Origin of the sequence: Streptomyces scabiei 87.22 (genome assembly GCF_000091305.1) — a bacterium.
Lineage (GTDB): Bacteria > Actinomycetota > Actinomycetes > Streptomycetales > Streptomycetaceae > Streptomyces > Streptomyces scabiei.
The window spans coordinates 1,294,390-1,307,802 of the sequence record NC_013929.1; the positions used below are offsets into that span (position 1 = coordinate 1,294,390).

Here is a 13,413-nt window from a genome sequence, read left to right on the forward strand (position 1 = left end):
CGGTCCAAGACATGAAGCGGCTCGTTTTGATAGCTAGAGACTATCGCCGCGTATCGTGAGGGGATGCAGTTCCAGCAGCTCCAGTACTTCGTGGCGGTGGCCGAGACCCGTCATTTCACCCGGGCCGCCGAGCTGGTCCATGTGGCACAGCCCTCGCTGTCACAGCAGATCAAGGCGCTGGAGCGGGAGTTGGGCGCGGACCTCTTCCGGCGTGCGCGCGGGAACATCACGCTGACGGACGCCGGTGAGGCGCTGCTGCCGCTGGCCCGCCGCATCCTGGCCGACACGGACACCGCCCGGCACGAGGTGCAGGAGCTGGTCCAGCTGCGGCGGGGCCGGGTCCGGCTCGGCGCGACCCCGAGCCTGTGCACGGGCCTGCTCCCGGACGTGCTGCGCGCCTTCCACGACCGCTACCCGGGCATCCGGCTGCTGATCGAGGAGGGCGGCTCGCACGACCTCGTACGGCAGCTGGCGCGCGGCGCGCTGGATCTGGCCCTGGTGGTCCTCCCGCTCCCCACGCCCTCCCCCGCGCTCACCACGGTGGAGCTGCTGCGCGAGGACCTGGTCGTGGTCTCCTCGCCGGACGCGCCCGGGCCGGGCGACGGCCGCCGCACGGTCCGGGTCCCCGATCTGGAGGGCGAGCGCCTCGTGATGTTCCGCCACGGCTACGACCTGCGGGAACTCACCGTCGCCGCGTGCCGCTCCGCGGGGTTCGAGCCGGACTTCGCGGTCGAGGGCGGCGAGATGGACGCCGTCCTCGGCTTCGTCCGGGCCGGGCTCGGCGTCGCCGTCGTCCCCCGCATGGTCGCCGTCGGGGCCGGCCGGGGGCTGCGGGTCACCCCGCTGGCCCGGCCCGGCCTCCATCGCACGATCGCCCTCGCCCACCGCAGCGATGTGGCTCCGCCTCGGGCCGCGCGGGAGTTGCAGCGGATGTTGGTGGAGCGGTGAGGGTGGGGTGTTGTGCCCTGTTTCGCCGTTGGTGGTGAGCCGCCGTTCGGGTCTGCGGGCTCGTTGTGGCTGGTCGCGCAGTTCCCCGCGCCCCTTAAGGGGCGCTGCGCGCCCCCCAGAGAAAAGCCCGGCGGCTAGAAAGGAACCCCCTACCCCGTCGCGTCCACCAGGGCCAGTTCGTGGAGGCGGTCCGGGGGGCCGGGGCGGGCGTAGTACCAGCCCTGGGCGGTGTCGCAGCCGAGGATGCGCAGCTGTTCGGCCTGGGCGCCGGTCTCGACGCCCTCGACGGTGACCGCGAGGTCGAGGCTGTGCGCCAGGGAGACGATCCCCTCGACGATCTTCAGGTCGACGGGGTCGGCCGGGAACCGCTGCATGCTCTGGGTGAAGGACCGGTCCAGCTTCAGGACGCGGACCGGCAGCCGGCGCAGGTTGGCGAGGTTGGAGTAGCCGGTGCCGAAGTCGTCGAGGGCGATGTCGACGCCCATCTCGGAGAGCCTGCGCAGGGGCTTGAGCAGGTCGTCGTCGGCGCCGATCAGGGCGGACTCCGTGACCTCCAGGCAGAGGGCGTCCGGCGGGAGCCCGGCGCGCTCCAGGATGTCCACCGTGTCCTGGACCAGCCCGGGGTGGGTCAGCTGGCACGGGGAGAGGTTGACGTTGACGCGCAGCGGGCCGGCGGCCCGTGTGCCGCCGCCGCGTTCCTGCCACGCGCGGGCCTGGCGCACCGACTGCTCCAGGACCCAGCGGCCGAGCGGGACGATCAGGCCGGTGCGTTCGGCGAGCGGAATGAAGCGGTCGGGGCCGAGGACACCGTGCTGCGGGTGCAGCCAGCGGACCAGGGCCTCGGCGCCGCGCACGGTGCCGTCGCCGAGGTGGACCAGCGGCTGGTACTCGATGAAGAACTCGCCCCGGTCCAGGGCGGCGGGCAGGGCCGTCGTGAGCCCGTGCCGGGTGATGGCGCGGGCGTCGGCCTCCGCGTCGGCGACCTCGTAGCGGTTGCCGCCCGCGGACTTGGCCCGGTACATCGTGATGTCGGCGCTGCGCAGCACCTCCGCCGGGCCGCGCTCCCCCGCCGGGCCCTCGACGATGCCGATGCTGCCGCGGACCAGCAGTTCACGGCCCTCGATACGGACCGGGGTGACCAGCGCGTTCATGATGCGGTCGGCGAGATCGTCGACCTCGCGCTCGGTGTCGGTGCCGGTGGTCAGGGCCACGAACTCGTCGCCGCCGAGCCGGGCGACCATCTCGCCGGGCGCGGTCGCACAGGACTGCAGCCGGTCGGCGACCTCGACGAGCAGCCGGTCGCCGGCCGCGTGTCCGAGGCTGTCGTTGATCGTCTTGAAGCCGTCGAGGTCCAGGTAGCACAGACCGAAGCGCTGGCCGTCGCCCGCGGCGAGGGCCTTCTCCAGACGCTCGAAGAACAGGGTGCGGTTGGGCAGTCCGGTGAGCGCGTCGTGGGTGGCCTCGTAGCGCAGGCGGAGGTTGAGCAGCCGGCGCTCGGTGGTGTCCTCCATGAGGGCCAGCTGGTACTGGGGCCGGCCGTCCGCGTCCCGCAGCAGGGACACCGTCAGATTGGTCCACAGGACCGTGCCGTCCGGCCGGTGGAACGCCTTCTCCGTGTGGTAGTGCTCGCGTTCGCCGCCGACCAGTTCGTCGTACAGGCGCCACACCTGGGGCGCGTCCTCGGCGTGCTTCCACTCGGGGACGCGGCGCCCGCGCATCGCCTGCTCGGTGAGCCCGAACATGCGCAGCAGCGCCCCGTTGACCTGGAGGATGTTGCCGTCGAGGTCGGCGATGCCGATGCCTATGGCGGCGCCCTCGAACACCGCGCGGAACCTGGCCTCGGTGGCGTGCAGCGCCAGGGCGACCGCGCCCTGGGCCTCCAGCGCGGCACGGGCGATGGCCTCCTGCTCGGCCAGCGTCCGCTGCCGCAGGGCCTCGGCGAACCCGGCGGCCATCGCGGACTGCAGCCGTCCGGCACGGGCCCGCAGGTCCTCCTGGGGTCCGTCGCCGCCGCAGTAGAGCACCAGATAGGCGTCGACGCAGTCCAGGGTCTGGCTGAGCGCGTCGGGTTCGGTGCAGTGCGCCTCGACGAGGGCGGCGCCGACGGCCCTGCCCGCTCCGGCGTCGTACGTCCTCGCCCGCAGTGCCTCGCTCAGGCTGCGGGCGAGCGGCAGCAGGCGTTCCTCGAACTCGGGCCGGGTCAGCGACGTGGAGGTGGCGGGGAAGACCGCGCGGCTCCAGATGGTCGCGAACCGGCGGAGTCTGTCCTCCGGCCCGTCCGGCTCCGCCCTCACGCTTTGGTCCCCACGCCGGCGAACTGGGCGTAGGCGTACGGATCCTCGTCCTCGGAAGCCGTGTCGGGCCGCCACTTCGCCATCGGCACCACTCCGGGTTCCACCATGTCGTACCCCTCGAAGAACCGTGCGACCTCGTCGGCCGAGCGCATGGTCAGCGGATTGCGAATGTTCTTGTACACGTCCACCATGGCCGCCGCCCGCTCCGCGGGCAGCGGGATCCCCTCGCTGCAGGCGTGCGAGACGACCATCATGCTGCCGGGCGCGAGCGCGTCGCGCAGCTGCGCCACCGCCCCGTACGGGTCGTCCGTGTCCTCCACGAAGTGCAGTATGGCAACCAGGAGCAGCGCCACCGGCCGGTTCAGGTCGATCAGTTGCCGGACACGGGGGCTCTCGAGGATCTCGCGGGGCTTGCGGAGGTCGGCCGCGACCACGTCCACGCCGTCGACCCCCTTCAGAACGGCCTCACTGTGTGCTACGGCGACGGGGTCGTGGTCGACGTAGACGATCCGTGCGCCGGGGCTGGCCTCCCGGGCGACCTCGTGCACGTTTCCGAAGGTCGGGATCCCGGATCCGATGTCCAGGAACTGGGTGATGCCCGCGTCGGCCGCGTGGCGCACGGCGCGGCGCATGAACGCCCGGTTCGCCTGCATGATCTTGGGCAGTCCCGGGACGAACTCCATGGCCCTGCGGGCCGCTTCCCGGTCCACCTCGAAATTGTGCGAACCACCCAGGTAGTAGTCGTAGATGCGTGCCACGGACGGCATCGAGATGTCGATGCTCCGCGGCGCCCAGGCGGGACGCTCCATCTGTGTACTCCAACGCTTCGGGGTGACGTGGGCGATCCGGTGTTCGAGCTGAGGCTACTGATCGTCCGCCGAAGGAGCGAGTAAAAACGGAAATTGACCGTCCGTTCAAGATCTCCGCAGGGGTGGCCGCTCAACCGACGGCCCGGGCGTGCCGGTTCGGCCGGCGGCCGGAGAACACCGCGCCCGGACACCCCTGTTCGGGCGTGTCCGGGCATGCCAAGCGGTCCGCCCCCTCCGTGCGGTGCGGAGGGGGCGGACCTGATCGGCCGCGCTGGTGTGGTGCGTCCGGCACTCTCTTCTCGTCCACTCCCTTCCGCGTGCGGTGATGTGAATGGCGAGGCGGTCCACCCTGGGGAAGGTGTCCTTACTGCTGCGCGCCGATCGGCTCTCCGTCGCCGTTGATGGCGAACCAGGTACCGCCGACACCCTGGCCGTTGGTGTCGCCGGGCGACTTGTCGTTGGCGAAGGTGTAGAGCGGGATGCAGTTGATGGTCTGCTGCTTGAAGCCGTCAGGACGGTCGAAGACCGTGTAGCCCTTCAGCAGGATGCCCTTGGTGTCGTTCTTGTCGACCGGGGCGACGACGGGCCACTTGTCGAGGCAGGCGCCGGTGCACTTGGTGGACATCGGCCACTGCTTGTCCTTGAGGAACCGGTAGACCGTCATGCCGTTCTTGTCGACGACGATCTCGCCGAGCTTGGCGTCCTTGCGGGTGGTCAGGCCGGCCTGCTCGACCGCACCGCCACCGCCTCCGCCGGTGCCGCCCGTACCGCCGGCACCGCCACCCTTGGTGGAGGCCTTCTTGCCGTTGGGCGCCGAGGCGAACCAGGAGCCCTTGAGGCCCTGGCCCTTGATGTCGCCGGCCTTGGTGTCCTTGGCGAAGTAGTACTGCGGCCAGCCGGCGACCGTCAGCTGCTTGGTCCCGTCGGGACGGCTGACCTCACCGAGCAGGGCCTGGTCGACACCCTCGGCGGCCGTGGCGCCCGAGGCGGGAACCGGCGGCCAGGTGGTGGCGCACTCGCCCTCACAGGTCGTCTTCGGCGGCTCGAAGGAGTCCTTGTCGAAGCGGTACAGGGTGCGGCCGGAACTGTCCGTGAGGACCTTGCCGTACTCGTCGCTGTTCCACACCGTCAGCTGGCCCGCCGAGGCCGCCGTGGTGGACTGGGCCTGGTCCGACGTGTCGGAACCGGCCGCGCCGACACCGGCCGTACCGGCACCGGTGCCCGCGATGGTGCCGGCGCCGAGCGTCGGACTGGAAGCGGCGCCCACGTTCTGCGAGGACGTCGACCCCTGTTCCTGACCGCACGCCGTCGTCAGCACCAGTACAGCCGCAGCTGTCGCTACGAGCGAGGCGCTCCGCCAGGAGGTCTTCATTCCAACTCCCCGTATATCCGGTGGGTGTTGCAGCGCCCTAGTGCGCCGCTTGCTGGTCCTAGGTACGGGCGGGGGTGGCCGAAGTGTTCAACGTGGCGCGAATTTCTTTCCGAAAGCTGTGACACGGCACCGGCCGTCCGCCTGCGGAGGGTTCGAAAACGGGGTCAGCACGGTGCATCCGCACTCAAACCTTCGAGGTCCGTTTTTCCCTCGTCCGGAGCATTCGGCCCGTGCTCCCGCGTACGCGGGCGCGCGAGCACGGATGATCTGCGACGTGCAAGGACCCCAGCGGACCCGGTCCGCTCTCGCCCTGCGGCTGTCGGCCCTGCTCGCACTGACCTGGCTCCTCGCCGGAGCACCGAGCGGCCCGGCGGCCGCCGACGCCTGCGCGTACGCCGACGTCGGCCCGGGCGGCGGGGGCGCGGTCGCCGTGGCGGTCGGCGGCACCGACTCCTGCGAGCCGACCCCGCCGCCCCCACCCCCGCCCCCGCCGACTCCGTCGCCGTCGTGCCCGCCGGAGCCGCCCCCCACCCCCGCGCCCCCGCCCCGGCCGAGACCGCCGTCGCCCACACCCACCCCCGACCCGGCCCCGGACCCCCCGCCGCCCCCGAGGCCGACGCCCGCCCCGCCCCGCAAGGCCGCGCCCCCGCCTCCCCCGCCGCCCGTCACGCAGACACCCCGGCCCGCCCCCACCCCGACTCCCGCGCCGAAACCGAAGGCACGGCCCGACCCCGCGCCCAGCGTCCGCCCGGAGGTCTCGCCGACCCCGGTGAGCTATCCGCCGTACCGCGCGCCGACCCACTCCGCTGCCAAGCGCTCCGGCCCGTCCCTCGTCTCGCTCGCCCTGCTGGTCACCGTGCCCGCGGTGTTCGCCGCCGCCGCACTGCGCCCCCGCTGATCCCTGGAGGAACCTCTTGTCGGAATGGCTTGTTCTCACCCTCGCGATGGGGGCGGCCTGTGTGGTCGTCCTCCTCGTGGCCCTGGTACGGCATCACGCCGCGCCGGCGGACGAGGACCCGTCCGAGACCCCGGACGTCATCGAGTACATCACCATGATGATCGGCGTGGTGTACGCCATCGTGCTGGGTCTCGCCATCGCCGGCGTCTGGGAGGCCCGCAGCGCCGCCCAGGACCAGGTCCAGGCCGAGGCGCAGGCCCTGCACGAGATCAGCGAGCGGGTGCGGGTGTACCCCGAGGACGTGCGCGACCGCATCCGCGGCGACATCGACGCCTACGTCGGCCATGTCGTGTCCACCGAGTGGAAGGTCATGGCCGAGAAGGGCGAGGTGACCGAGCGCGGCGCCGAGCTGTTCGAGACCGTCCGCCACGACGTCACCGACTACGAACCGCGTGACGACTTCGAGGCACAGGCGTACCAGCCGCTGCTCGACCAGGTGGCCACGGCCGACGCCGCGCGCGGCAGCCGCGCCGACTCCACCGGCGAGACCATGCCCGGCGTGGTGTGGTTCGGCCTGATCATCGGGGCCGTCGTGACGGTCGGCATGGTGTTCGCCCTGCAGATCCGGCGCACGCCGCGCGAGCTGATCCTCGCCGGTCTGTTCTCCGCCCTCATCGCGTTCCTGCTGTTCCTCGTCTGGGACTTCGACGCGCCCTACAGCCGGGGCCTGTCGGCCACGGCCGATCCGTTCCTGAGCCTGTTCCCGAACGCGGACCGATAGAGCGACGCACCCGCGCGGCCGTACGGCCGGGGGGACGGGCGGCACGCCGCGCCCGGCCCCCCGGCCGTACCCGTGCCGGTCCCCTGTGCGGAGCACACGCGTGCCCCATTCGCGCTACTGCGATCGCGCCACCGGGCGCGCCTTCCTAGCGTTTCGGTCATCGAGGTGCATTTCAGACGCAGGCGGAACCGGTCCGCGGCAGGCTCCTCGGGGACCCGGAGGCTCATCATGCGCGCGATACGCGTCGCTTCGGCCGCTCTGCTGGGCGCGGCCGCCCTCTCCCTCACCGCTCCCGCCGCGCACGCGGCACGGGCCGGCGACATCACGTCGTTCGGCTTCGGCGTCGCGCCCTCGACGGTCGCCCCCGGCGGGCAGGTGCTGCTGCGTGTCGACGGCTGCCACCACAGGACGACCGTCTCCTCCGGCGCCTTCGACGCCGTCGTCATTCCCCGGGGCCACTCCTCGGCCACGGCGACCGTCGACCGGGACGCCCGGCCCGGCACGGTGTACGAGGTGCTGTTCCAGTGCGGCGACGAGAGCGGCCGCACGGATCTCACCATCTCCTCCGGCCACCCGACGCATCACCCCACGCACTACCCCACCCGCGGTTCCCACGCCGGCGAAGGCGGCACCGTCGCGGGCTTCGACGCGCACGAGATCGGCCTCGGCGCCGCGCTCGTCGCCGGGGCCCTGGGCGTGGCCTGGCACCGGGCGCGTCGCCGCCCCGAGGAGGGCGGCCACTCCTGACGGGCGCCCATGGCGGCGCCGCTCGCACACTTCTTCGCCCCGGAACCCGTGAGGGTCCGGGGCGAAGAGCCGTGCCGCGTGTGCCGCCGGGGCTCAGACCTTGTTCTCCGCGCGCCGACGCATCCAGAACACGCCACCGCCGACGACCGCGGCCGTCACCAGGCCGCCGCCGATGGCCATGTCGGTCGCCGTGGCGCCGGTGGAGCTGCTGCCGCCGAGGCCGCCGCGGACCCCGCCGATCACGGTGAAGACACCGGTGAACGTCTTGCGCCTGCCTTCGCAGTTGGTGGTGACGCTGTACGAGCCGGGAGCGGCGTCGGCGTTGACCCGTACCGCGGCCGTGGCGGTCGGGCCGCCCATGGACCTGAGGTTGGTGGTGGGGAAGGCGTTCGAGGCGATGGTGCTGCCGGCGATCGCGCACGCGTCACCGCCGCTGACGGTGAGGACGAGCTGACCGCCGCGGGCGATGACGTTGGGGGCGGCCGTGACCGCGCTCGGCTGGTCCCAGGCGGCGGCCGTCGGCGCGGCCACGCCGACCAGGGCGACCGCGGCGGCCGAGGCCGCCAGGACACGAGTAGTACGCATGTGATCCTCCGCGGAAGACGCCCCGGGTCCCGTCCCCGGTCGATCGGCGAGAAAACGCCTCCCGAAAAAGACCCTCAGATGCCGTGGGCGGGCCCGCATTTCGGCGCTGGTCCGTCCTGGTGAGTTCCTGGGGAGGGACACGCCGGGATATCTCCGTACGATCGGATATCGCCGCAGGTCACGGACCGTCAGGAAATTCCTCGGGGCGGCGAACCCGGATGGCGCAGGATCCCCCGCCCCCGCCACCCGTTCGCACCTGCCCCGTCGCCTTCGCCGTGCGGCAGGCTTAGCTTTTCCGTATGCGCGAGGGACACGGCGACGGCCGGGTCGAGAGGGGATGGGATATGTCTTCGTCCGGACCGGCCGAGTCCGCATGGGAGGTGCCGCGGAAGAAGCGTGCCCCCTGGGGCGTGATAGCGCTTGTTCTGCTGACGGGGCTTGCTCTCATCCGCAACGGCTCGGGGGAGTTCGACGTGGGCCCGCCGCAGCCCGCGTCGGCCGCGGCCGCGGACGGCCGCCGGACCCCGCACGGGACCTTCACCGATGTTCCCGACCCGCTGCCGTACGCCATGGTGGACCGGGTGCGGATCCCGTCGATCAGGGTCGACGCGCCGGCCACGCCCGTCGGGCTGGACACGCAGGGCTGGGTGGACGCGCCGCCGGCCCGGGATCCGAATCTCGCCGGGTGGTTCACCGGCGCGGTCTCCCCCGGCGAGAAGGGCACGGCCGTGGTCGTCGGCCATGTCGACAACAACCAGGGTCCCGCCGTGTTCTACGGACTGGGGGCGCTGAAGAAGGGCTCCCGGGTGGAGATCCTGCGCGCGGACCGGAAGACCGCCGTGTTCGAGATCTACGGCATCGAGGTGTTCGCGAAGAACGACTTCCCGGGCGACCGGGTCTACGGGAACAACGGAATTCCCGAACTGCGGGTCATCACCTGCGGCGGTGGTTTCTCCAAGCAGAACGGCTACGACGGGAACGTCGTCGTCTTCGCCCGCCTGGTCGAGGTGCGCTGAAAGCTTTCCCCCGGCCGGGCGGGCGGGATCGCGAAGGAATGCGTCACACGTATTCACGCCGGGGCACGGTGATGCGATAGCCGGAATCCAGAAGTTCGGGCAGATAGTCGCGCAGGGCCCTGACACTCTGCGAGCGGTCCCCGCCCGCGTCGTGGGAGAGCACGACGACACCGGGACCGGCCCCGTCCTCCACGCGCCGGGCGATGGTCCGCGCGCCGGGCGTCCGCCAGTCCAGGGTGTCCACGGTCCAGGCCAGCGGCTCCATGCCGAGTTCCGCGCCGAACCGGAACGCGGCCCGGTTCCAGGCGCCGTACGGGGCGCGGAACCACAGCGGCGGTTCGCCGTACGCCTTCTCGATGATCTCGCTGGTGCGGCCCATCTCGGAACGGATCCTGGACCGGGAGAGGGTGGTGAGCAGAGGGTGGGACCAGGTGTGGTTGCCGACCACGTGGCCGTCGTCGGCCATCTCCCGCAGCAGGTCCTTGTGCTGGACCGCCATCTCGCCGCACACGAAGAACATCGCCCGGACGTCGTGGTCGCGGAGGATGCGCAGGATGTCCGGGGTGTAGCGGGGGTCGGGGCCGTCGTCGAAGGTCAGCACCATGCCGCGGCCGCGCCCGTCGACCCGCAGGAACGGCTCGTGCCGGACGGCGGGCCGGACGGGGGTGCGGCGCCGGGGCGGGGGGCCGTAGCCCGCGATGGGCCGCAGACGGTAGGAGGAGGGCGTGAGCGCCGGGCGGCCCCCGGGGCCCGCCGCCGGGCCGGGAGCACCGGCCGGGGCCGCGTCGGCAGGTGCCGCGCCGCCGGTGCCTCCGTCGCCGACGAGCAACGCGGCCGTGCCCGCCGTGGCGGTCGCGCCCAGCAGGGCCGCGGCGCCCGTCAACACGTGCCGACGCGTGAACATCTGATCCTTCGTCATGACTCATCAGTCGACCAAGTCGGGGACGCCGCACCACCACGACACCGGTGCGGCGGCAGGGAAACACCCGATGGGAGTAGTCGTCCGCGCCCCCGAAGCACGACCGGCGCACGCCGGAGCCCGGGTGCTCGGATAGCCTCGCGAGCGTGACCGATCAGCAAGCACACCGGTTCGAACGGGGTACCGACGGGCCCAAGGTCGTCCTCGTCGGGCTGGACGGCTCCGACACCTCCCTGCGGGCCGTGGCGTACGCCGCCGGCCTCGCGCGCCGCCAGCACGCGCTGCTCGCCATCGTGTACGTGCAGCCCCTGCTGGCGGCCGGTGCGGCGCTCGGGGTGCCGGTCGCGGGGGCGACCGAGGAGATCGCCGAGCACCTGGTCGCGGAGGTCCGGGAGGCCGCCGAGCAGGTCAAGGGCATCTTCGAGGTGCGCTGGGAGTTCCACACCTTCCGCGGCGACCCGTACAACGGCCTGGTGACGGCGGCGGAGCAGCTCAAGGCGGACGCGGTGGTGGTGGGTGCCTCCCAGCAGGCCGGCCACCGCATCGTCGGCTCGGTGGCCCTGCGCCTGGTGAAGGCGGGTCGCTGGCCGGTGACGGTGGTGCCGTAGGCACGGCGGAGCCCGACGGGTCCACGGCGACGCCCGGGGCTCGGGCGGCTACCGCCCCGTGACCAGTCCGTCCTGGGCCGCGCCCCGGCTGAGGACGATCTCCCGGATGCGGTCGCGCACGGCGGTGACGCCGGCCCCCGCCCCGGCCTCGATCACGGAGTCGAGGTCGACCACGCGGCCCCGGGCGACATCGAACCACTGCGGCACGAACTCCGCCCTCGTCACCGCCCAGCGGTCGCCCGCGCGGGCGGGCGGGGCGAAGGTGAAGCGGGCCAGGGTGCCCTGGTTGCCGCGCGGGTCGGCGGCGCCGGAGTGGTTGCGCATCGCCCCCGCCACCTGGTCGCCCATCCCGTATGCCGGTCCGCCGGCAGCGGGATGCCGTTCGTCCCGTACGTGTACGCCAGGTGCGCCACCCGGGCCCCCCGGACGCGCATCAGGGTCGGCTGCAGGGCCTCCTCCTCCGTTCGCGCCGAGCCCGCGTGGCGTACGCCGACGCGATCGAGCGCGTCCAGCGTGCGCCGGACACCGGGCGCGCCGTCGTCCAGGGTGTGGTTGGACGCTGTGGAGCACGCGTCGTACCCCGTGGCCGCGAGGGCCTCCGCCACCTCGGGCGGTGACCTGAACACCGGGTAGCCGCTGTAGTCGCCGTCCGCCCCGTAGACCGTCTCCATATGACAGATCGCCAGATCCGCCGCGGACACCACGTGCTTCACCCCCGCGAGCATGGGAACGAAGTCGTGGCCGTGGCCGCCCGCGTCCGCGTGCGCCTGCTCGATGACCGACATGTGGGGGAGGACGTCACCGGAGGCGACGAGGGTGAAGCCTCCGTCGTCGTCGGAGGCGGAGGGCCCGGGCCGGGGGCCGGGGCCCGGGTACTGGCAGGCGGCGGTCGCGGCCAGGAGGAGGGCCACGGAGAGGGCGACGGGACCCCTGTGTGCGGTCATGGATGAGTACCCCAATTTTGTCGTATTAAATGACTACTCGATACGCATCCACATACAGCGACACACACCCGTCAAGCAGGCACACCGGCGCACCGGTACACCGTGCCCCGTCCGGCGGCATACCGTTCGTCGCACCGTTCGCCGACAGGTTCGACCGCCCGCCGCAGATCCGTGACCGGCCCCTGTCCTCGCGCCGCGCCCCGCGTTCCCATACGGCCATGACGGCCGGAACCACGATCACCGACGGGACGACCGCCGAACACGAGCTGGCCGAACTCCAGCGCGAACACGGCCGCCCCCTCTTCGCCCTGCTGCTGCGGCTCTCCGACGGGGACCGCCATCGCGCCGAGGACCTGGTGCAGGAGACCTTCGTACGCGCCTGGCAGCACCCCGAGGCCCTGCGCGCCGACGCCTTCGACTCCGTACGCCCCTGGCTGCTCACCGTCGGACGGCGGCTCGCCATCGACGCGCGGCGGGCCCGGCAGGCGCGCCCCGCCGAGGTGGGGGACGCGGTGCTGGAGAACGCGCGTGTGATGGCCGATCACGCCGAACGGTCGGTGGCGACCCTCGACGTACGGGAAGCTGTGAAGACACTCACTCCCGAGCACCGCGAAGTACTGGTGCAGGTGTACTTCCAGGGTGCGAGTGTGGCGGAAGCCGCCGAGGCCCTGGGAATCCCGCCCGGTACGGTGAAGTCCCGCGCGTACTACGCGCTGCGCGCCCTTCGCCGGGTGCTTCCCGGATACGCGGCCGACCTGCGGTGAAACCCATGGCCGAGTCAAACCTCCGTAAAGCGCCTTGCTGAGGACCCCGGTTGAGCAATCAGCTGTCTTCTATCCGTGTTCCGGATGGGGGCCCGCAGCCTGGTCTCCAGGCCCGGGTCGGGCGACGCGCACGCACCGGAGGAAGGCAGGAAGGGATGCTGCACAGAGGGCAGGAGAGCACGGACGGCGCCGGTGGAGGCGAACTGACCGTCCCCATGGCGTGGTTCTACGCCGAGTACATCGCGGAGGAACTGCTGCGGACGGGCGACCTGATGCCGCCGACGTCCTTCGAGTTCCGTGCGGGGCGCGACGCCCTGGCGCTGACCATCTTCCTCTCGGACGCGGGCCGCGAGCTGTCCGGCATCCGGGTCGTCACCCAGCTGGAGATGTGGCTGTCGCTGACGGCGTACGACCAGCCGTGGCAGGACTGGGTGTGCGAGCGCATGGCCGACTTCACCGCCGAGGCGCTGGAGGCGGGCGGCCCGTCGCCCGATCTGGAGCTGGCCGCCGCCGCGTGGCGGTGGCTGGAGGAGACGGAACTGCTCGCCCCCGATCTGGACGCGGTGCCGGGGGGCGGCGCGGTCCCGGGGGAGGACGACGGCCCAAAGGTCTGGACGCCGGCCTGGCGGCTCGGTCTGCCGCTGGGGCACCTGGCGATCCACCTCTTCTAGCGGCGGCACCCGGCGTTCATCCGGCGTCCGCCCGGATGTCGCCGCCTCGGTGAACCA

The 13,413-nt window shown here is 72.4% G+C and carries 13 protein-coding genes and 1 pseudogene; 8 read left to right on the forward strand and 6 right to left on the reverse strand.

Features of this window, described 5'->3' with window-relative positions:
• The first annotated feature begins 63 nt into the window (after nt 1-63).
• Nucleotides 64-948 carry a LysR family transcriptional regulator gene (locus SCAB_RS05455; RefSeq protein ID WP_012999047.1) on the forward strand — a complete coding sequence of 295 codons (885 nt, stop codon included), beginning with the start codon at nt 64-66 and terminating at the stop codon, nt 946-948.
• Between the two features lie 149 nt (nt 949-1,097).
• Here the strand turns inward: SCAB_RS05455 and SCAB_RS05460 are convergent, their stop codons facing one another.
• The 3 genes from SCAB_RS05460 to SCAB_RS05470 form a co-directional block, all read right to left on the reverse strand.
• Nucleotides 1,098-3,242, reverse strand: coding sequence for a putative bifunctional diguanylate cyclase/phosphodiesterase (locus SCAB_RS05460; protein ID WP_012999048.1), 2,145 nt, complete (start codon nt 3,240-3,242; stop codon nt 1,098-1,100).
• Nucleotides 3,239-4,051 (reverse strand): SAM-dependent methyltransferase, encoded by an 813-nt coding sequence (locus SCAB_RS05465; RefSeq protein WP_012999049.1) that lies wholly within the window; start codon nt 4,049-4,051, stop codon nt 3,239-3,241. The genes SCAB_RS05460 and SCAB_RS05465 overlap by 4 nt, the downstream gene beginning before the upstream one ends.
• Nucleotides 4,052-4,415: 364 nt before the next feature.
• Nucleotides 4,416-5,423, reverse strand: a complete 1,008-nt coding sequence (locus tag SCAB_RS05470) for an SCO0930 family lipoprotein (protein WP_012999050.1) — start codon at nt 5,421-5,423, stop codon at nt 4,416-4,418.
• 274 nt (nt 5,424-5,697) lie between these two features.
• Between SCAB_RS05470 and SCAB_RS46855 the strand changes: the two genes are divergently transcribed.
• The 3 genes from SCAB_RS46855 to SCAB_RS05485 all read left to right on the forward strand — a co-directional run bounded on the left by SCAB_RS46855 (nt 5,698) and on the right by SCAB_RS05485 (nt 7,849).
• Nucleotides 5,698-6,321, forward strand: a complete 624-nt coding sequence (locus SCAB_RS46855; protein ID WP_231884897.1) for a hypothetical protein — start codon at nt 5,698-5,700, stop codon at nt 6,319-6,321.
• Between the two features lie 16 nt (nt 6,322-6,337).
• Nucleotides 6,338-7,102 (forward strand): bestrophin-like domain, encoded by a 765-nt coding sequence (locus SCAB_RS05480; RefSeq protein ID WP_078580059.1) that lies wholly within the window; start codon nt 6,338-6,340, stop codon nt 7,100-7,102.
• A gap of 228 nt (nt 7,103-7,330) precedes the next feature.
• Nucleotides 7,331-7,849 carry a hypothetical protein gene (locus SCAB_RS05485; protein ID WP_012999053.1) on the forward strand — a complete coding sequence of 173 codons (519 nt, stop codon included), beginning with the start codon at nt 7,331-7,333 and terminating at the stop codon, nt 7,847-7,849.
• Nucleotides 7,850-7,942: 93 nt separating this feature from the next.
• Here the strand turns inward: SCAB_RS05485 and SCAB_RS05490 are convergent, their stop codons facing one another.
• Nucleotides 7,943-8,434: a hypothetical protein gene (locus SCAB_RS05490; RefSeq protein ID WP_012999054.1), complete on the reverse strand. Its 492-nt coding sequence runs from the start codon at nt 8,432-8,434 to the stop codon at nt 7,943-7,945.
• 344 nt (nt 8,435-8,778) lie between these two features.
• Here SCAB_RS05490 and SCAB_RS05495 point away from each other — a divergent pair, with 344 nt between their 5' ends.
• Entirely contained in the window at nt 8,779-9,450 is a 672-nt protein-coding gene (locus SCAB_RS05495; RefSeq protein ID WP_037726952.1) for a class F sortase, read from the forward strand.
• Between the two features lie 43 nt (nt 9,451-9,493).
• On the opposite strand, the gene SCAB_RS05500 is transcribed toward SCAB_RS05495, so the two are convergent.
• Complete coding sequence (locus SCAB_RS05500) at nt 9,494-10,369, reverse strand: polysaccharide deacetylase family protein (RefSeq protein ID WP_012999056.1); 876 nt, start codon at nt 10,367-10,369, stop codon at nt 9,494-9,496.
• 146 nt (nt 10,370-10,515) lie between these two features.
• On the opposite strand from SCAB_RS05500, the gene SCAB_RS05505 reads away from it, so the two are divergent.
• The gene (locus tag SCAB_RS05505; RefSeq protein ID WP_012999057.1) at nt 10,516-10,977 is read left to right on the forward strand and encodes a universal stress protein; all 462 of its coding nucleotides are present in this window, start codon (nt 10,516-10,518) and stop codon (nt 10,975-10,977) included.
• Nucleotides 10,978-11,025: 48 nt separating this feature from the next.
• Here the strand turns inward: SCAB_RS05505 and SCAB_RS05510 are convergent.
• Nucleotides 11,026-11,921: pseudogene (locus SCAB_RS05510) on the reverse strand (CapA family protein).
• A gap of 218 nt (nt 11,922-12,139) precedes the next feature.
• On the opposite strand from SCAB_RS05510, the gene SCAB_RS05515 reads away from it, so the two are divergent.
• Together SCAB_RS05515 and SCAB_RS05520 are read left to right on the forward strand one after the other, a co-directional pair.
• On the forward strand, nt 12,140-12,685 hold the full coding sequence (locus tag SCAB_RS05515; RefSeq protein WP_012999060.1) for a sigma-70 family RNA polymerase sigma factor: 546 nt from the start codon (nt 12,140-12,142) through the stop codon (nt 12,683-12,685).
• Nucleotides 12,686-12,840: 155 nt separating this feature from the next.
• A complete protein-coding gene (locus SCAB_RS05520; RefSeq protein ID WP_012999061.1) occupies nt 12,841-13,356 on the forward strand; it encodes a hypothetical protein in 516 nt (171 codons plus the stop codon).
• Nucleotides 13,357-13,413: the final 57 nt, after the last annotated feature.